This is a genomic window from Micromonospora sp. LZ37, assembly GCF_059359015.1.
Window position 1 is genome coordinate 1 of sequence record NZ_JCADBL010000004.1, and the last position, 17,319, is coordinate 17,319.

The following is a 17,319-nucleotide window of genomic DNA, read 5'->3' on the forward strand; positions in this document are numbered from 1 at the left end:
GACGACAACCGCTTCCCCGGCATGAATCCCCATCCTCACGAGAATCCACCCCGTTGCAACAACCACTTGAGCCCAAGCTGCGAGGAGGCCACTACTTCCAGGAAGCAGCACGATCTTCACGACCGACGTCACTCCGGACCGGGCCGGGCCGAGCCGGACCGGAGGCAAGCCGGGGCGAGCCGGGCTCGGGCGAGCCGGACCCGGGACAAGCCGGACCCGGGACAAGCCGGACCCGGGACAAGCCGGACCCGGGGCAAGCCGGACGTGGGACAACCCGGCCCCGGGGCAAGCCGGACGTGGGACAACCCGGCCCCGGGAGGGCAGGCCCGACCGGGGGCTCGGTGAATCGTTTGCGACATCAGCTCTAAAGGAACAGGCAAGGCATACGCCCGCCAGTGCAGGGCGCGGGCCGGGATGTGCTCGGAAGCTGCGCGTCGGGCGGCGGGCCGGGATGCGCGCGGCACGGCATGGCGGACCGCGCCGGGGCGCAAATGCGTGGCCGGCGGCGTCAGCGGGGCGTAACGTGGAGCGCCGCGCGGGATCCGCGCCTTCTCACCGGGCACAGCCGGCACCGCGTCTGACGGAGCGCCGGGCGGCCCAGGGCCAACCGATCATACGAACGCCACCGAAAGGCCGCCTCGGATGACCCCTGCCGCCGCCCCCACCACCGGCACCGCACCCGCCATGGGCGCCACGCCCTCCGCCGTCGACCCCGCCTCCACCGGCGACCCCGCGCTCGCCGTCGACCCCGCGCCCGCCGTCGAGGACGCCGTCGCTGCCGCTGCGCCGGTCGCCAGCGCTATACCCACCAACGGCACCACGGCCGCCGGCACCGCGACCGCCGGCACCACGGCCGCCGGCACCGCAACCACCGGCACCACGGCCGCCGGCGGCACCGTGCCAGCCGTGGAGGGTGCGGGGCGGGTGCTGGACGGGGAGCTCGCCGGGGAGCGGGCGCATCTGGCCGCCTCACGCGCCGCGCTGCGGCGGATGCGGGAACGCGCCGAGGCGCTCTTCGCGACCGGCGACAAGGTCGCCGGTGACGCGTACACCGCCGAGCAGCTCGGGCGGCACATGGCCCGCCGGGTCGTCGAACTGGCCGACGATCCCAGCACCCCGCTCTTCTTCGGCCGGCTCGACTTCGGGTCACAGGACGCCGACCACGCCGACCGGTGCTACCACGTCGGCCGGCGGCATGTCACCGACGAGCAGGGCGAGCCGCTGGTGCTGGACTGGCGGGCCCCGGTCTCCCGCTCGTTCTACCGGGCCAGCGCCCGCGACCCGCAGGGCGTCGCGGTGCGCCGGCGGTTCGGGTTCAACGGCGGCGCGCTGACCAGCTTCGAGGACGAGCGTCTCGATCGGGGTGAGGAACTGGGCACGACCAGTCGCATCCTCACCGCCGAGATCGAACGACCGCGCGTCGGGCCGATGCGGGACATCGTCGCCACCATCCAGCCCGAGCAGGACGAACTGGTCCGGGCCGACCTGGCCGACTCGATCTGCGTGCAGGGCGCACCGGGCACCGGCAAGACGGCCGTCGGGCTGCACCGGGCCGCGTACCTGCTCTATCTGCACCGGGAGCGGCTGCGCCGGGCGGGCGTGCTGATCGTCGGGCCGAACCGCGCGTTCCTGTCGTACATCGCGGCGGTGCTGCCGGCGCTCGGCGAGGTCGAGGTCGCGCAGGCCACCGTCGAGGACCTGGTCACCCGGGTCCCGGTACGCGCCGTCGAGGACCCCGCCGTCGCCACCCTCAAGCACGACGCCCGGATGGCCGAGGTGCTGCGCCGGGCGGTCGACGGGCACATCGCGGAGCCGGCCGAGCCGATCATGATCTCGGACGGCTCGTTCCGGTGGCGGATCGGCCTCGACCCGCTGCACCGGGTGGTCGAGGAGACCCGCCGCGAGGGCCTGCCGTACGCGACGGGCCGGGAACGCGTCCGGGCACGCGTGGTGGGGCTGCTGCAACGCCAGTCCGAGTCGCGCCGGGCCGAGTCGCCGAGCGACGCCTGGCTGCGCCGGATGGGCAAGGCCAAGCCGGTCACCGCCTTCCTCGACGCGGTCTGGCCGGCGCTCACCCCGGAAGGGCTGCTGCACCGGCTGCTCGGCGAACCGGACACCCTCGCCGCGGCGGCCGACGGCCTGCTCAGCCCCGAGGAGCAGGCCTTGCTGCTCGGCACGACGGCACCCGCCTCGCCGGCGAGCGGCAACCGGGCGGCGACCGGCACGAAGCTGGGGCGTACTCCCAAGGCGACGAAATGGACCGCCGCGGACGCCGTGCTGATCGACGAGGTGGCCGGGCTGATCGAGCGGCCGGGCGGCTTCGGCCACGTCGTGGTCGACGAGGCGCAGGACCTCTCCCCGATGCAGTGCCGGGCCATCGCCCGGCGCAGCGAACACGGCTCGATCACCCTCCTCGGCGACCTGGCCCAGGGCACCGCCCCGTGGGCCGCCACCGACTGGCGGGAGTCCCTGGCGCACCTGGGCAAGCCGGACGCGGTGGTGGTGCCGTTGAGCGTCGGGTTCCGGGTGCCCGCCGCGGTGGTCGCGTTCGCCAACCGGCTGCTGCCGGCGCTCGCCGTCAACGTACCCCCGGCGGAGTCGTTGCGCCGCGACGGCGCGCTCGACGTGCGTACCGTGACCGACCTGGACGGGGCGACCGTGGCCGAGGTGCGGGCGGCGCTCGCGCACGACGGCTCGGTCGGGGTGATCGCCGCCGACGACGCGGTCGACCGGCTCCGCGCGGCGCTGGCCGCCGCCGGCGTCGACACCGCGACCGCCGACGACGTCGAGACCGCGGCGCGGGTCACCGTGGTCCCCGCGACGCTCGTCAAGGGCCTGGAGTACGACCACGTCGTGGTCGTCGAGCCGGCCGCGATCGTGGCCGCCGAGCCGCGCGGGCTGCACCGCCTCTACGTGGTGCTGACCCGGGCGGTGTCCCGGCTGTCGGTGCTGCACACCGCGCCGCTGCCCGACCCGCTTGCCGCCGGGTCAGCCTGACAGAGCCGACGCGACCTCACGCAGCGGCCGGCCCGACTCGGCGAGCGGCACGGTCAGGGCCAGCCACGACCCGTCGGTGAAGTCGATCCGCAGCCGTTTCGGGTTGAGCCGGTACCACCCGACCCCGGCCCGGGCCACCGCGCTGCGCGGCGCCGCGTGGAGCAGCTCGATGTCGGCCATGGCCCGCTCGTCCTCCGCCAGGCTGGAGGTCAGGCCCGTCCGGCCGGTGGCCCCGAGCAGCAGCCGCTCATCGGTGACCGCCAGGACGGCCTGACGCAGGCCCGGGCCCTTCACCCCGGTCACCAGGGCGTGGTGGAACAGGGAGGCCTCCGAGCCGGCCGCTCCCCGGCCGCCGACGCCGAAGAAGAGCCACTGGGCGAAGGCGTCCGCGGGGCCGAAGGTGATGTTGGGGGAGAGCAGGTTCAGCAGGCCGCCGAGGAAGCCCGGCCCGCCACCGCTGGGCTCGGGCCGGTCCGGCTGCGGCGGGTCCTGCGGGGTCAGCCCCAACCCGGCCGTGGCCTCCGCGACCACCCGCAGTCGCTCACCCGCCGGCAGCAGCCGGGTGACGCCCTCCGCGTACCGCTCACGCTTGTCGACCACCGGCTCAGTACCCGTCGTGGCCGCCGGAGCGGTGCGCGCCGCCGGCGCCGTCCCCGATCACCTCGCCGACCAGCTCGCGGACCCGGGCGGCGGCGGCCTCCTGGGCCCGGTTGGCGGCGGCGGTGAACTCCTCCGCCAGGGTGTACGAGTCGAGCCGCATCGCCCGCGCGTTGACCTCCGAGGAGATGATCTTCCCGTCCGCCGCCGCGGTGACCCGGACCAGGCCCGAGTCGCTCACCCCCTCGGCGCTGGTCTCCTCCAGCTCCGCCATCCGGTCGGCGAGCTGGCGCTGCCAACCGTCCAGGTTGCGGGCCAGCGCCTCGATCCGGTCCAGCGCGGGAAAGGTCATGTCGCCCTCTCAGTTGAGAATCGAGTCGAAGACGTTCTGCACACCCTCGGTGTACGGGCCGAGGTCCTCACGATAGGTGCCGTCGACCAGGTAGTTGCGGTCCTTCTGCCCGTCGGAGATGTCGTGCAGGCCGACGCCGGTGTCCAGCAACGCCCCGCCGAACCCGGGGATGTTGACCGGCGAGACGTAGTTGACGGCGAACTTGCCCGGGAAGAGGGTCTTGAACTTCTCGATCTGGAAGGCGCGCCCCTCGGGCGTCCAGCCGTTCTTGTTCAGCAGCTTGTACTGCTTCTTGCGCTTCTTGATGTCCATGACCAGCTCGGCGTACCTCTTGAGCTGCGCCGAGACCTTGCCCAGCCGGGCGGCGAGACGGGTCAGGACCTCGGCGAGCCGCGCCACGATCTTGACCATGCGTCCCACGGTGGTGGCGAGCCGGGCCAGCACCCGGACCACCGTCGCGGCCAGCGACACGCCCGCGCTCAGCGCCGCGGCGACCGCCGCGATGATCACCTCGGTCAGGAACCAGAGCAGGAACTCCAGGATCAGCTCGACCAGCAGGTTGAACGCGTCGACGGCGGCGTTCGCCGCCTCGACCAGCACCTCCTTCGTGCCGTCCAGCCCCTTCGCCAGCTCCTCGATCGCCTCCTCCACCGACTCCATCGAGGCGTGGAAGCTCTCCGCCGCGTCGCCGCTCCAGGCGCCGCGCAGCCGGGCCCGGTCGGCGATCTGCTGCCCGGCGATCTCCCGGACCGCCTCGCCGGTGCTCAGGCAGACCTGAGCCGCCCGCATCAGGTCGTCCGGCTCACCGGCGACCAGCTCCAGCAGCTGCTCGAAGGGCCAGAGCACCGCGTTGGAGAGCGGCTTGAACGGATCGGGGGTGCCCGACACGATCTGCTCGAAGTAGGTCTTGTTGCGCTGGAGCGCCTCGGTGCTCATGCCGTCCCCTCAGAACGCGCCGCGCGTCGGCCACGGGCCGGGCGCGATCGGGTCGACCCCGGCGCCGGGCGCGAAGAGGTCGGTGTTCGCCACGTCGGTGCCGGTGTAGGCGTCGGCCGTGTCGGTCAGCCCCTCGGCGATGTCGGCCATCACCTCGGCACCGTCGGCCAGCCCCTCGAGGACGGCCTCGAACTGCTCCTCGTACGCCGCGGCGAGGCCGAAGGACGCGGGCATGACACCGAACGCGTGCCGGGGCACCTGCCCGTCGTGGAACGCCCGGCGCAGCTCGCGGAAGCGTTCGGCCCGGTCCCGCGAGGCGGCGGCGAACGCGGTCAGCGCCTCCGCCTGCACATCGAGATTCCTGCCCGGACCGGTCACCGGCACCTCCCCTGTGTCCACTCGGCACCCTCCGCCGGGCGGAGCGGTCGCCGAGGCTACACAGTAGGCGATCGCCGCCGCACCCCGCCGCCCCCGAGCCGGCGCGGGGGCGGGGAAACAGGCCGTGGCCGGGGGTCGCCGGTTCGGCTGACGTTCGTCCGTTCCCGCCCGGCGGGTGCCGGGACCGGCCACGATGCGGGCAGGGCGTGCCACCGGAGCCGCCCCGGTCGAGAGGGGCCACCGTGAGCACCGCCGTGCCGGGCACACCCTGCTGGACCGACCTGGCCACGCCGGAACTGGAGGCCGCGAAGCGGTTCTATCCGGAGCTGTTCGGCTGGACCGGGCAGGTCTCCCCGCAACCGGAGGCGGGTGGCTACACCATCTTCCTCAAGGACGGCCGGTCGGTGGCCGGCGCGGGCCCGCCCGCCACGCCGGACCAGGTCCCGATCTGGTCCACGTACGTGGCGACCGACGACGCCGACCTGGCCGCCACCCGGGTCGAGGCGGCGGGCGGGACCGTGCTGGTCGCCCCGTTCGACGTCTTCGACCAGGGGCGGATGGGGGTCTTCGCGGACCCGGCCGGCGCCGTGTTCAGCGTCTGGCAGCCGATGGCGATGGCCGGGGCCGAGCTGTTCAACGTCCCCGGCGCGATGACCTGGAACGAGTTGGTCTCCCCGGACCCGGAGGGCGCGAAGGTCTTCTACGAGCTGGTCTTCGGCTGGCATCCGGAGGATCAGCCGATGGACGGCATCGAGTACACGGGTTGGCGGTGCGGGGCGCGGATCGTGGCCGGCATGATGCCGCCGCTGGGCGACGGCTACCCGGCGGACCTGCCGGCGTACTGGTCGGTCTACTTCGCGGTGGCGGACGCCGACGCCACCGCCGCGCGCGCCGCGGAGCTCGGCGGCACCATCCTCGTACCGCCCCGGGACATCCCCACGGGCCGCACCGCCGCCCTGCGCGATCCCCACGGCGCCCTCTTCTCCATCACCGCCCTCACGCCCTGACGCCAGGGCCGGCGGGGCGGATGGGGACGACCAGGGGGCCGTGGTCGCCGGGGATGATCCGGACGTGGGCACGGTAGTGGGTGGCCAGGAGCTCCTCGGTCAGGACGTCGCGGGGTGGGCCCGCGGCGACCACCCGCCCCTCGGCGAGCAGCACCATCCGGTCGGCGTACTCGCCGGCGATCGAGAGGTCGTGCATCGTGGCGAGCACGGTCAGGCCGTGCGTCCGGCGCAGCTGGTCGACCAGCTCCAGCACCTCCTGCTGGTGGCCGATGTCCAGCGCGCTGGTCGGCTCGTCGAGCAGCAGCAGGGTGGCGCCCTGGGCGAGCGCCCGGGCCAGGAAGACCCGCTGCCGCTCCCCGCCGGAGAGGGTGGCCAGCTCCCGGCGGTGGAACCCGGCCAGGTCCAGCCGGTCCAGCACGTCGTGCACGGCGGCCAGGTCGGCGGCCGACTCCCGGCCCAGCGGCGGGATGTACGGGGTGCGCCCGAGCAGGACGTAGTCGAGCACCGACATGCCGGCCGGCACCACCGGGGACTGCGCCACCGTGGCCACCACCCGGGCCCGGTCGCGGCGGCGCAGCGACTCGTACGGCGTACCGAAGAGGGAGACGGCGTGCGGCGCGGGGAGCAGGCCGCCGACGGCGCGCAGCAGGGTCGACTTGCCCGCGCCGTTCGGGCCGATCACGGTGACCCACTCCCCGGCGGCGACGGTCAGGTCGATCCCGGCGAGGATCGGCACGCCGTCCAGCCGCACGTGCAGGTCGCGCACCTCGACCGCGGGGACGGTCATGCGAACACCCGGCGGGAGGTGCGCAGCACCAGGACGAAGAACGGGCCGCCGAGCAGCGCGGTGACCACCCCGATCGGGATCTCGGCGGGGGCGGCGGCGGTGCGGGCCACCACGTCGGTCAGCGCCAGGAACGCCCCGCCGAAGAGCATGGAGAGCGGCAGGATCACCCGGTAGCTCGACCCGGCCAGCAGCCGGACGGTGTGCGGGACGATGATGCCGACAAAACCGATCAGCCCGGAGGCGGAGACCGCGGCGGCGGTGCCGAGCGAGGCGGCGGCGATCAGCAGGTAGCGGGAGCGCTGCGGGTGCAGGCCGAGGCTGGTGGCCTCGTCGTCGCCGACGGAGAGGACGTCCAGCTCGCGCCGGTGCAGCAGCACCACGACGGCGGTGAGCAGGAAGTACGGCAGGACCAGCAGCACGTCGTCCCAGCCGGCGGTGCCGAGCCGGCCGAGCAGCCAGGAGTAGACCTGCTGGATGCTCTCGGAGTGGCGTTGCAGCAGATAGGTCTGCCCGGCGGAGAGGAACGCCGACACCGCCACCCCGGCCAGGATCAGGGTGGCCGGGGAGCGTCCCCGCCCCCCGGCGACCCCGAGCAGGTAGGTCATCACCACCGCGCCGAGCGAGCCGACGAACGCGGCCAGCGGCAGGATGGCCGACAGCCCGGCGAATCCTCCCGCCCCCATACCGAGCGCGATCGCCGCGGTGACGGCGAGGCCGGCGCCGGCCGCCGCCCCGAGCAGGTACGGGTCGGCCAGCGGGTTGCGGAACACCCCCTGGTACGCCCCGCCGGCCAGCGCGAGCAGCGCGCCGACCAGCAGGCCGAGCACCACCCGGGGCAGCCGCAGCTCGGTGACGATGGCGATCTCGCGCTCGGTGAGCCCGCTTTCCAGGTGCACCCCGGGCAGCAGGTTGAGCAGCTCCACGGCGACGCTGCCCGGGGGGAGGCTGACCGGCCCGAGCGAGACCCCGGCGACCAGCGCGACCAGCACCGCGCCGACGCCCACGGCCAGCCAGCCGGGGCGGAGCCGGGTCGGCCGGCCGGTGGGGGTGGGGGCGTCCGTCAACGCCTTCTGCATCAGGTGGGCCTCGGTCAACGCCCGCCGGTGAGGGTCACGCCGGCACCTTGGCGGTGGCGTCGACGATCGACCGGAGCAGGTCGACCACGCGCGGGCCCCAGCGGGAGGCGATGTCGTCGTCGAGCGCCACGATCTGGTTGTTCTTCACCGCGGTGACCCCGGCCCAGCCGCTGCGCGCCTTGACCGTCTCCGGGCTCTGCTGGCAGCACTTGGTGTCGGCGAGGAAGACGAAGTCGGGGTTCGACTTGACGATGACCTCCTGGGAGAGCTGCGGGTAGCCGCCGCTGCTGCCGTCGGCGTCGGCCGGGTCGGCGATGTTCTCCAGGCCGGCCAAGGCGTAGATCGAGCCGATGAAGGTCCGGCTGGTCGCGGTGTACAGCTCCGGGCCCAGCTCGTGGTAGTAGGTCAGCTTCTTCGACCGCTGCGGCAGGTCCTTGGTCAGCTTGGCGATGTCGTCCTTCATCCGCCGGGTGACGTCGGCGGCCTCCGTGGGGTGACCGGTCAGCGTGCCCAGGTCGGTGATCTGCCGGTAGGTGTCGTCGAGCGTGGTCGCCGCCGGGGTGAGCAGCACCGGGATCTTCAGCGTGGTGAGCTGCTCGACGATCTTGTTGGTGTCGTTGGAGAGCACCACCAGGTCGGGGTTCCTGCCGGCGATCGCCTCCGCGTTCGGCTGGAAGCCGGAGAGGTCGCTCTTCGGCACGTCCGCCGGGTGGTTGGAGTTGTTGTCGACGGCGGTGACCTGCTTGCCCGCGCCGATGGCGAAGAGCATCTCGGTCGCCGACGGCGAGAGCGAGACGATCTTCTCGGGACGCTTCTCCAGCGTCAGCTTGCCGACGGTGGCGGGGAAGGTGGCGGTCGCGGAGCCGCTGCCGGCGGCGGGGGTGTCGTCGGCGGTCTTCTCGGCGCAGGCGCCGAGGGCCAGCGCGGCCACCGCGAGGGTCGCGGCGAAGAGCCGGGGGGTACGTCGGGACATCTGTCCTCCTGTCGGTCGAGGAGCCTGGTGCTTCGCCGACAGGAACCGTGCCCACCCGTCCGCGAGGCGCCCTTCCTCGAGAGCGCGTGTCGCGACCAGCCGCAGGCGACCTGGCTCGTCCCCACACACGACGGCGCCGGCCTGTCGGGCCGGGCGCCGGGGTGGCTCCGGCGGGGCCGGAGACCGTGGTGGGGCATCACAGTTGCGGGACAGCGCCGGTTTCACACCGGCTTCGCTGCGGGTTGGTCGGTGCCACGGTAGCGCACGACCAGCGGAGATCGTCCCGACGGGAGGGGGTGGGTGGGGCCCCGACGGGGGCGGAACGGGACCCCACCCGGTTTCACGAGGCGGTGATGGTGACGTTGTCCACAGCCGCCTCGACGAGGCTGGCGCCGGGGGCGTCGGCGGCCTCCACCACGATCCGCACGGACTGTCCGGCGTACGGGCTGAGGTTCAGGTTCGCCACCGCCCAGGCGGCGTCCCGGTCGGTGGCCGCTCCTGCCTGGTTGAGCAGGGTGGTGATGCCGCCGTTGTGGACCACGCTGACTCTCAGGTAGTCCGCCGACGAGGCGTTCGAGCCGTGGGCCAGGTACCAGGCCAGCGAGAGGGTCAGCGTGCCGGTCGACGGGAGGGTCACCGCCGGGGACCGGGCGCTGGTCACCCCGCCGTCGACGTCGTAGTCACCCGCCGCGGCGCCGGCCAGCCGGCCGGTGACCAGGTCGTTGCTCCCGGCGTACGGGACCAGCTGCTTGGCCCCGGAGGAGTTGGTGGCCTGGGCGGCGCCCCGCTCCCACGCCCCGGTGGTGGCGGTGTCGGTGCCGGCCGGGTTGACGGTCCAGCCGGTGGCCGTCTCGAAGGTGTCCGACCAGACGGTGGTGCCGCCCCCGCCGCCGCAGTACTGGGCCTGCTTGCCGATCGCCCGGTACGGGCAGTCGGCGTACTCGGAGAGCAGCAGCACCGCGTCCCGGTTGCGGGAGGTCTGCGCCGGGATCACCTCGTCCGGCGGGTAGAAGCCACCGCCGGTGGCCGAGCCGGGGTACATCTCGAAGGTGTACGCCCAGATCCCGTGCGCGCCCCACATCCAGTCGATGCTGGTGCCGTCGGCGACGTAGAGGTCGCTGGACTGTTCCGGGGTGTAGCCGTTGGTGTTCGCCATCTGCTGGCCGATGGTGGCGAAGGTGTTGTACTGGTCGGCGCTCATCCCGGCGGGGGTGTTCGCGGTGGTGTAGCCGAACGGCCAGAGCACCAGCTGCGAGTAGGTGTGGAAGTCGATGTTGGCCTTGATCTGCTGCGTCCCGCCGACCACCCGGCTGTTGACGAAGTTGCGCAGGGCCTGGGTCTCGGGGGCGGAGAAGGCGGACGGGCCGCGGTAGGTGTCCGACGAGGTGGTGCCGGACGAGCCGCCGCAGCAGCCCCACTGGTAGGACCAGTTGCGGTTCAGGTCGGTGCCCACGGCGGTGGAGCCGCTGTTGGGTTGCCGGTTCTTCCGCCAGGACCGGTACGAGCCGGTGGCGATGTCGTACTCGCTGCCGTCGGGGTTGACCGTCGGCACGATCCAGATCTCCCGGGAGTTGACGACGTTGGTGATCCGGGAGTCGCTGCCGTAGCTGTCGGTGAAGAGGTTGAGCAGGTAGATCGCCATCTCGACGGTCAGGTGCTCACGCGCGTGCTGCTGGGCGTTGAAGAGGATCTCCGGCTCGTTCTCGTCGGTGCCGACGTTGTCGGAGATCTTCACCGCCATCAGGTCGCGGCCCTCGTACGACGTACCGATGCTGATCTTGCGGGCGATGGCCGGGTGGTCCGCGACGGCCTGGTTCACCACGGCGGTCAGTTCGGCGTAGTCGTGGTAGGCCGAGTCGGCGGGCGGGAAGGCCAGGGTGCCGGCCTCGCCGTGGTCGTGCCGGTCGGGGACGGCCTCGCGCTCCAGCCGGAAACCGAGCCGGCTGATCGCCGCCGCCTCGGCGCGGGTGGCCGAGACGTGCAGCACGCCGTGCTCGGAGTAGTCGACCGCGGCGCCGGTGCGGGCGACGGCGTCCCGGTCGGCGAAGGTGCGCGGGCCGAGCACCCGGTAGCCGGCGGCGGCCGGCTCGGGGTCGGGGGCGGGCCGCGCGGAGACCGGCCCGGTGGCGACGGCGACGACGCCGAGCCCGACCGCGACGGCCAGCGCCAGGCGGCGTCGGAGGGTTGAGGTGCGGAAGGCCATGGACAACCTCCTCGGAGTACGGGGATCCCCGTTGTCCGCACACTTCACCAGCAGTCACATGGTCATATCAACAACTGTCGTTGCCGTGGTCCATGTCAGCCGGATCCTCATCCCGGCAAAAATTTTCTCTGCGCCTCCCTCTGGCGCAACTTCCCGCCAGGCGCGACAGTGAACGGCAACGATGCCCTCACCTCGCGGAGTTGCCATGGCCAGCACACCCCTACGCACGGTGGCCCTCACCGGCGTCACCGCCCTCACCCTCCTCGGCGCCGGCGTCCCCGCCACCGCCGACCCGGTGGCCACCCCGGCCCACGACGAGCAGATCACCTGGCAGGACTGGGCCGGCGACACCGACTGGCGCTCCGGGACCGCCGCCGGCACCCGGGTCACCCCCGCCGGGCTGACCCTCGGCACGCCCGTCGGCACCACCCTCTACAAGGACCCGCACGGCAAGAGCAAGCGGAGCTGGGCCTACGGGACGTGGACCTCCCCGGTCACCGATCTCGGCTTCGCCGCCACCGAACTCGTCGCGTCCTGGAACGCCGACACCCCGGCCGGCACCTGGATCCAGGTCGAGGCGCGCGGCACCTACACCACCGGCGACCGCTCCCCCTGGTACGTGCTGGGCCGCTGGGCCTCCGGCGACGCCGACATCAAGCGGACCAGCGTCGACAGGCAGGGCGACGGCACCACCACCGTCTGGACCGACACCCTGGCCGTCGACGACGCCACCGCCGGGACGCTGCTGCGGGCGTACGAGCTGCGGCTCACCCTCTACCGCGACCCGGCCGGCAGCGCGTCGCCGACGGTGCGGATGGTCGGCGCGATGGGCTCGACGGTGCCGGACCGGTTCACCGTGCCGCCCAGCGCCGGCGGGATCGCCTGGGGCACCGAGCTGGCCGTCCCCCGCTACTCGCAGAACGTCCACAGCGGCCACTACCCGGAGTACGACGGCGGCGGCGAAGCCTGGTGCTCGCCCACCTCCACCGAGATGGTGGTCGAATACTGGGGCCGGAAGCCGTCCGCCGCCGACGTGTCCTGGGTGGACCCGTCCTACCCGGACCCGACGGTCAACCACGCCGCCCGGTCCACCTACGACCACCAGTACGACGGCGCCGGCAACTGGCCGTTCAACACCGCGTACGCGGCCGGCTTCGCCGGGCTGGAGGGGCGGGTGACCCGGCTGCACTCACTGGACGAGCTGGAACACTTCATCGCCGCCGGCATCCCGGTGGTGACCAGCCAGTCCTTCCTCGCCAGCGAGCTGGACGGGGCCGGCTACGGCACCTCGGGACACCTGATGGTGGTGGTCGGCTTCACCGCCGACGGCGACGTGATCGCCAACGACCCCGCCTCGCCGAGCAACGACGCGGTGCGGCACGTCTACCCGCGCGCCCAGTTCGAGCAGATCTGGCTGCGGACGAAGCGGACCACCGCCTCCGGCGGCGTCGGCAGCGGGTCGGGCGGCATCGCCTACCTGATCAAGCCGGTCGAGGTGCCCTGGCCCGTGGTCGCCGGCTCCACCAACTGGTGACCGACAGGCGGCGGGCCCGGCACCGAGGTGCCGGGCCCGCCGGTCGGTTCAGCCCCGCGCCGGGGTGACCGGGAACGGGTCGGGCAGGTCGGCCTCGCGGCGGCGCCGCAGCTTCCGCACGACGATCAGCACCAGGGCCACCGCGGCTGCCGCGCCCGCCAGGGTCAGCCCCGTGACGAGCAGCCAGGTGGAGCCGCCGGTGGTGGAGAAGACGCCCTTGCGGGCGCCGCTGTCGAGAGCCGGAGCGGTGTCGCCGGCGGCGAGCCCGTCGGGGGCGTCGTAGAGGATGACGTCGGCGCGGCGGGCACCCCCGTCGGTGGCCACGAAGTCCCCGTGCCAGGTGCAGCTACGCCGGCCGCAGTCCTCCTCCACCGCGGTGAAGGTGCCCGGCGTGCCACCGCCGGACTTGGCCTCCCAGGCCGGTACGAGGTCGAAGGCGCCGAGCATCACGCCGATCGCGACGATGACGGGCAGACCGATCCAGACGAACACCTTCGTCTGCCACCCGTTGATCTTGTCAAGGAATCCCACGAGCGAGGACCCTAGCGGCAACAGGGATCATCCCGCAGCCCCGTGTCCAGCGAAGATCCGCCGGTGGTGCCCAGCGTGTCGGGCCGGTCAGTGGCGCTCGCCGGGCGCCTCTCCGTCCGGCTGGTCGTCGCCGGCGAGCGCGGACCGGAGCCGCTCCTTGTCGGCCCGCCGACGCTCGGCGGCGGCGGCCATCTCCTCGGCCATCTCGTCCCGCCAGGTACGCAGCAGGAAGAACGAGGCCGCCGCGGAGAACACCAGCGCCAGCATCAGCTTCAGGAAGACGTTCAGCCCGGTCGGCCAGAGCGCCGCCACCACCACGACGAACAGCCCGATCCGGCCCAGCGTGTACTTGACCGCCGCGCTCACGTTCCCACTCCCTCTCCACGCACCGGGTGCCCCCGGGGCCGTGTTCAACCCGTCCGTCGGGCCAGCCAGTGCACGCTCGGGAACCAGACCACCGCGTACACCAGGGTGAACGCGAGCGCGGCCAGGCCGCCGGTGAACAGCGGCGCGAGACCGCCGGCCAGCCCGGCGACCACCAGGCCGGCGACCACCCCGAGCGCGGCCGCCAGCAGCGCCCCGACCACCCGCGCCGCGCCGAAGTCCCAGGCGCGGAAGTCGTCCCAGAAGAGCCAGGCCGGCAGGATGATCGCGAGCCACCCGTTGGTACGCCCGAACTCGGCCGTGCCGATCAGGGCGAAGGCCCAGTCGAACAACGCCAACGCGAGCACGCCGACGACCCACCCGGCCAGACCGATGCCGAGCAGGTCGCCCAGGGTGAGGATGCGCCCCTCGGCGTCCCGTCGGGGAAACCCGCTCCGCTGCTCGGTCATCGTCATTCGAGGATACGGCCGGTCAGGCCCAGACCTGCTGCGGCTCGGCGCGGCGCTCGGCCAGCGACGGGGCCTTGTCGTACTCGCGGACCACGTTGTAACGGGTGTCCCGCTCGACCGGCTGGAAGCCGGCGTCCCAGATCAGGTGCAGCAGGTCGTCCCGGTGCATCGTGTTCGGGGTGCCGTACGAGTCGGCGTCGTGGGTGATCTTGTATTCGACGACCGAGCCGTCCAGGTCGTCCACGCCGAAGTTGAGCGAGAGCTGGGCGACCGAGAGGCCGTGCATCACCCAGAAGCACTTGACGTGCGGAACGTTGTCGAAGAGCAGCCGGGAGACCGCGAAGGTCTTCAGCGACTCCGCCGGCGAGGCCATCGTGGTCCGGGCCTGGATCCGGTTGCGGATCTTGCCGTCCGCCGAGTCGACGAAGTCGTGCTGGTAGCGCAGCGGGATGAAGACCGCGAAGCCGCCGGTCTCGTCCTGGAGCTCGCGCAGCCGCAGCACGTGGTCCACCCGGTGCCGGGGCTCCTCGATGTGGCCGTAGAGCATCGTCGACGGGGTCTTCATGCCCTTGGAGTGGGCCAGCCGGTGGATCCGCGACCAGTCCTCCCAGTGGCAGGCGTGGTCGACGATGTGCTGCCGGACCTCCCAGTCGAAGATCTCCGCGCCGCCGCCGGTGAGCGACTCCAGGCCGGCGTCCATCAGCTCGTCGAGGATCTCGTCGGCGCTCAGGCCGCTGATCTTCTCGAACCACTGCACCTCGGTGGCGGTGAAGCACTTGAGCTTGACGTTCGGCAGCGCCGCCTTCAGCTCGCGCAGCACCTTGGGGTAGTAGCGCCAGGGCAGCGTCGGGTGCAGGCCGTTGACGATGTGCAGCTCGGTGAGCTGCTCGTCCTCCATCTCCTTGGCCTTGCGCACGGCCTCGTCGATGCGCATCGTGTACGCGTCCTTCTCACCCGGCTTGCGCTGGAAGGAGCAGTACGCGCAGGAGGCGGAGCAGACGTTGGTCAGGTTGAGGTGCCGGTTGACGTTGAACATCACCCGGTCGCCGTTGAGCTCGGTGCGCCGGTGGTGGGCCAGCCGGCCCAGCCACGACAGGTCGTCGCTGTCGTAGAGGGCGATCCCGTCCTCACGGGTCAGCCGCTCCCCGGCGTACACCTTCGCTTCGAGCTCACGCTTGAGTCCGGCGTCCATCGAAAGCCACGTCCCTTCCGCCTGCGGTCCCGGTCGAGCCTACGTCGGCCCACCGACCGGCCGGCAGGACGGGGACCCGCCGCGACCTACCTCACCGGACTCTCAGGTATCCGTGACCGGGCCACGCATCGACATCTCTGCGTCGGTGAGGTAAGACAGGGTGGGACGCGACACACACTGGTAGCGTCCCGCTCGCCGCGCCCACCGACGCGCGGCGGGCACCACGCCGGACGGGGAGCTAAATGGTCGACAGCGGGCACGGGCGGCGGCGGCGACACGGCGGTCCGGTGATCTCGCCGGTGCTGCGGCCGGCGCTCTGGTCGGCCCTGCTCGGCGCGGTCGCGGCGATGGCCCTGGCCACCCCGGCGTACGCCGATCCGGCCCTGCCGAACGTCGTGCCGGACACCGGCTCGCGGCCCGTCGCGGCCGGTGGCCTGCGGCTGCCCGGGGTCGGCTCCGGCCTGCCGGGCGCCCCGACGACCGGCACCGCGGGCGGCTTCCCGGGCGTGCTGCCCGGCGCCACCACCCTGCCGGTGGGCGGCCTCGCCGCCGACCCGCTGGTGGCCCGGATCGACGCCCTGGAGGCGGAGAACGGTCGGCTCGGCACCGAGCTGATCGAGTTGAACCAGCAGCTCACCGACGCCCGCACCGAGCTGGCCACCGCGCAGCGCGAGCTGGCCGCCGCCGAGACGGCGCTGGTCACCGCCCAGGCGCACGCCGAGGCCACGGCCGCGGACGCCTTCAAGGCCGGTGCCGCCCTGCCGCCGGGTGAACTCGCCCGCGACCTCCAGGGGCTCAGCGTCCTCCAGCGACTCTCCCGCGGCGAGCAGGCCGAGGCCGCGACCACCGCCGCCACCGGCGAGCTGTCCCGCGCGAAGACGGCCCGGGAGCTGGCCGCCCGGACGCTGACCGCCGTCGAGGAGCGGGTCGGCCGGCTCGACACCGCCGTCACCACGGCGCAGCGGTCGCTGCGGGACAACGAGACGAAGCTGATCGGTCTCCGCGCGGAGAACAAGGCCCGCCTGATCGAGCTGGAGCGGCAGCGGGACGCCGCCGAGCAGCGGCTGGGCGCCGGCTACGTCGAGGGGCAGAGCAGCACCGGCCTGATCGCCAGCCCGCAGGCCCTGGCCGCCGTCAAGTACGCGCTGGCGCAGCTCGGCGACCCCTACCTCTGGTCCGCCGAGGGCCCGGACCGGTTCGACTGCTCCGGGCTGATGTGGGCGGCCTACCGGTCCGCCGGCTACTACGAGCTGCCCCGCGTCTCCCGGGACCAGTACTTCGCCACCCGGGGACGGACGGTCGATCGCGCCGCGCTGCTCCCCGGCGACCTGCTCTTCTTCGCCTCGGGCAGCAGCTGGACGACGATCCACCACGTCGGGATGTACCTCGGCGGCGGCAAGATGGTCCAGGCGCCGCGGAGCGGCGACGTGGTCAAGATCTCCACGGTCCGCTGGTCCGGGCTCTACGCGGCCACCCGGGTGGTCGGAGCGGTCCCCGCGCCCGCCACCCCGGTACCGACCCCGACCACGCCGGCTCCCAAGCCCACGCCCACCCCATCGAAGCCGCCCACGAAGCCGCCGGTGAAGCCCACCCCGAGGCCCACCCGGCCGACGCTCCCGCCGCCGAGCACGCCGCCGACGACCCCGCCCGCGAGCCCGACGCCGACGCCGACGCCGCCCTCGCCGACCCCGTCGGTCACCCCGACGCCGACTGCGAGCCCGTCGAGCTCCGCCACCCCGAGCCCGGTGGTCACCAGCGCCTCGCCGAGCACCGCGGCCAGCAGCGCGAGCCCGCAGGAGAGCAGCTCGGCCTCGGCCTCGGCGAGCACCGCGGGCTGAGCCGGGCGGCCCGCGCCGAGGGACCGTACCCGCTCCGGCTGTGCCACCGGGGTGGAATGTGGCACCGTGACATCGAGACACTTCC

General features: G+C 73.3%; 16 protein-coding genes. 4 read left to right on the forward strand and 12 right to left on the reverse strand.

What is annotated here, in order from left to right; all coding sequences use genetic code 11:
• Window positions 1–642: 642 nt before the first annotated feature.
• Window positions 643–2,997: a HelD family protein gene (locus AC5L3Z_RS10035; RefSeq protein WP_494841293.1), complete on the forward strand. Its 2,355-nt coding sequence runs from the start codon at window positions 643–645 to the stop codon at window positions 2,995–2,997.
• On the opposite strand, the gene AC5L3Z_RS10040 is transcribed toward AC5L3Z_RS10035, so the two are convergent.
• The 4 genes from AC5L3Z_RS10040 to AC5L3Z_RS10055 are packed head-to-tail and all read right to left on the reverse strand — an operon-like array spanning window position 2,989 to window position 5,281.
• The gene (locus AC5L3Z_RS10040) at window positions 2,989–3,597 is read right to left on the reverse strand and encodes a hypothetical protein (RefSeq protein ID WP_494841294.1); all 609 of its coding nucleotides are present in this window, start codon (window positions 3,595–3,597) and stop codon (window positions 2,989–2,991) included. The genes AC5L3Z_RS10035 and AC5L3Z_RS10040 overlap by 9 nt on opposite strands.
• Window positions 3,598–3,601: 4 nt before the next feature.
• Window positions 3,602–3,946, reverse strand: coding sequence for a YbaB/EbfC family nucleoid-associated protein (locus AC5L3Z_RS10045; protein ID WP_494841295.1), 345 nt, complete (start codon window positions 3,944–3,946; stop codon window positions 3,602–3,604).
• A gap of 9 nt (window positions 3,947–3,955) precedes the next feature.
• Entirely contained in the window at window positions 3,956–4,882 is a 927-nt protein-coding gene (locus tag AC5L3Z_RS10050) for a WXG100 family type VII secretion target (protein WP_494841296.1), read from the reverse strand.
• A 9-nt stretch (window positions 4,883–4,891) separates the two neighbouring features.
• On the reverse strand, window positions 4,892–5,281 hold the full coding sequence (locus tag AC5L3Z_RS10055) for a WXG100 family type VII secretion target (RefSeq protein WP_494841297.1): 390 nt from the start codon (window positions 5,279–5,281) through the stop codon (window positions 4,892–4,894).
• A 221-nt stretch (window positions 5,282–5,502) separates the two neighbouring features.
• On the opposite strand from AC5L3Z_RS10055, the gene AC5L3Z_RS10060 reads away from it, so the two are divergent.
• Entirely contained in the window at window positions 5,503–6,267 is a 765-nt protein-coding gene (locus AC5L3Z_RS10060) for a VOC family protein (RefSeq protein WP_494841298.1), read from the forward strand.
• Here AC5L3Z_RS10060 and AC5L3Z_RS10065 read toward each other — a convergent pair.
• From AC5L3Z_RS10065 to AC5L3Z_RS10080, 4 genes are all read right to left on the reverse strand, one after another.
• The gene (locus tag AC5L3Z_RS10065; RefSeq protein WP_494841299.1) at window positions 6,257–7,054 is read right to left on the reverse strand and encodes an ABC transporter ATP-binding protein; all 798 of its coding nucleotides are present in this window, start codon (window positions 7,052–7,054) and stop codon (window positions 6,257–6,259) included. The two genes, AC5L3Z_RS10060 and AC5L3Z_RS10065, sit on opposite strands and share 11 nt — an antisense overlap.
• Window positions 7,051–8,130, reverse strand: a complete 1,080-nt coding sequence (locus tag AC5L3Z_RS10070) for a FecCD family ABC transporter permease (protein ID WP_494841684.1) — start codon at window positions 8,128–8,130, stop codon at window positions 7,051–7,053. Before AC5L3Z_RS10070 ends, AC5L3Z_RS10065 begins: the two co-directional genes overlap by 4 nt.
• 34 nt (window positions 8,131–8,164) lie before the next feature.
• The gene (locus AC5L3Z_RS10075) at window positions 8,165–9,103 is read right to left on the reverse strand and encodes an ABC transporter substrate-binding protein (protein ID WP_494841300.1); all 939 of its coding nucleotides are present in this window, start codon (window positions 9,101–9,103) and stop codon (window positions 8,165–8,167) included.
• Between the two features lie 340 nt (window positions 9,104–9,443).
• Window positions 9,444–11,306 carry a M14 family metallopeptidase gene (locus AC5L3Z_RS10080; protein ID WP_494841301.1) on the reverse strand — a complete coding sequence of 621 codons (1,863 nt, stop codon included), beginning with the start codon at window positions 11,304–11,306 and terminating at the stop codon, window positions 9,444–9,446.
• Between the two features lie 205 nt (window positions 11,307–11,511).
• Here AC5L3Z_RS10080 and AC5L3Z_RS10085 point away from each other — a divergent pair, with 205 nt between their 5' ends.
• Window positions 11,512–12,840, forward strand: coding sequence for a C39 family peptidase (locus tag AC5L3Z_RS10085; RefSeq protein ID WP_494841302.1), 1,329 nt, complete (start codon window positions 11,512–11,514; stop codon window positions 12,838–12,840).
• Between the two features lie 48 nt (window positions 12,841–12,888).
• On the opposite strand, the gene AC5L3Z_RS10090 is transcribed toward AC5L3Z_RS10085, so the two are convergent.
• From AC5L3Z_RS10090 to mqnE, 4 genes are all read right to left on the reverse strand, one after another.
• On the reverse strand, window positions 12,889–13,371 hold the full coding sequence (locus AC5L3Z_RS10090) for a hypothetical protein (RefSeq protein WP_494841303.1): 483 nt from the start codon (window positions 13,369–13,371) through the stop codon (window positions 12,889–12,891).
• A gap of 87 nt (window positions 13,372–13,458) precedes the next feature.
• Window positions 13,459–13,737, reverse strand: a complete 279-nt coding sequence (locus AC5L3Z_RS10095) for a DUF4229 domain-containing protein (protein WP_494841304.1) — start codon at window positions 13,735–13,737, stop codon at window positions 13,459–13,461.
• 44 nt (window positions 13,738–13,781) lie between these two features.
• Window positions 13,782–14,204 (reverse strand): hypothetical protein, encoded by a 423-nt coding sequence (locus tag AC5L3Z_RS10100; RefSeq protein WP_494841305.1) that lies wholly within the window; start codon window positions 14,202–14,204, stop codon window positions 13,782–13,784.
• Window positions 14,205–14,226: 22 nt separating this feature from the next.
• On the reverse strand, window positions 14,227–15,396 hold the full coding sequence (mqnE, locus tag AC5L3Z_RS10105) for an aminofutalosine synthase MqnE (RefSeq protein WP_334531001.1): 1,170 nt from the start codon (window positions 15,394–15,396) through the stop codon (window positions 14,227–14,229).
• A 242-nt stretch (window positions 15,397–15,638) separates the two neighbouring features.
• On the opposite strand from mqnE, the gene AC5L3Z_RS10110 reads away from it, so the two are divergent.
• Window positions 15,639–17,234 carry a C40 family peptidase gene (locus tag AC5L3Z_RS10110; RefSeq protein WP_494841306.1) on the forward strand — a complete coding sequence of 532 codons (1,596 nt, stop codon included), beginning with the start codon at window positions 15,639–15,641 and terminating at the stop codon, window positions 17,232–17,234.
• The last annotated feature ends 85 nt before the right edge of the window (window positions 17,235–17,319 follow it).

What these genes read in the sequence shown, in the direction of transcription:
- AC5L3Z_RS10065 (WP_494841299.1), bottom strand. Translation starts at nt 7,054, where the DNA reads ATGACCGTCCCCGCGGTCGAGGTGCGCGACCTGCACGTGCGGCTGGAC.
- AC5L3Z_RS10080 (WP_494841301.1), bottom strand. Translation starts at nt 11,306, where the DNA reads ATGGCCTTCCGCACCTCAACCCTCCGACGCCGCCTGGCGCTGGCCGTC.
- AC5L3Z_RS10110 (WP_494841306.1), top strand. Translation starts at nt 15,639, where the DNA reads ATGGTCGACAGCGGGCACGGGCGGCGGCGGCGACACGGCGGTCCGGTG.
- AC5L3Z_RS10045 (WP_494841295.1), bottom strand. Translation starts at nt 3,946, where the DNA reads ATGACCTTTCCCGCGCTGGACCGGATCGAGGCGCTGGCCCGCAACCTG.
- mqnE (WP_334531001.1), bottom strand. Translation starts at nt 15,396, where the DNA reads ATGGACGCCGGACTCAAGCGTGAGCTCGAAGCGAAGGTGTACGCCGGG.
- AC5L3Z_RS10050 (WP_494841296.1), bottom strand. Translation starts at nt 4,882, where the DNA reads ATGAGCACCGAGGCGCTCCAGCGCAACAAGACCTACTTCGAGCAGATC.
- AC5L3Z_RS10035 (WP_494841293.1), top strand. Translation starts at nt 643, where the DNA reads ATGACCCCTGCCGCCGCCCCCACCACCGGCACCGCACCCGCCATGGGC.
- AC5L3Z_RS10070 (WP_494841684.1), bottom strand. Translation starts at nt 8,130, where the DNA reads ATGCAGAAGGCGTTGACGGACGCCCCCACCCCCACCGGCCGGCCGACC.
- AC5L3Z_RS10100 (WP_494841305.1), bottom strand. Translation starts at nt 14,204, where the DNA reads ATGACCGAGCAGCGGAGCGGGTTTCCCCGACGGGACGCCGAGGGGCGC.
- AC5L3Z_RS10085 (WP_494841302.1), top strand. Translation starts at nt 11,512, where the DNA reads ATGGCCAGCACACCCCTACGCACGGTGGCCCTCACCGGCGTCACCGCC.
- AC5L3Z_RS10075 (WP_494841300.1), bottom strand. Translation starts at nt 9,103, where the DNA reads ATGTCCCGACGTACCCCCCGGCTCTTCGCCGCGACCCTCGCGGTGGCC.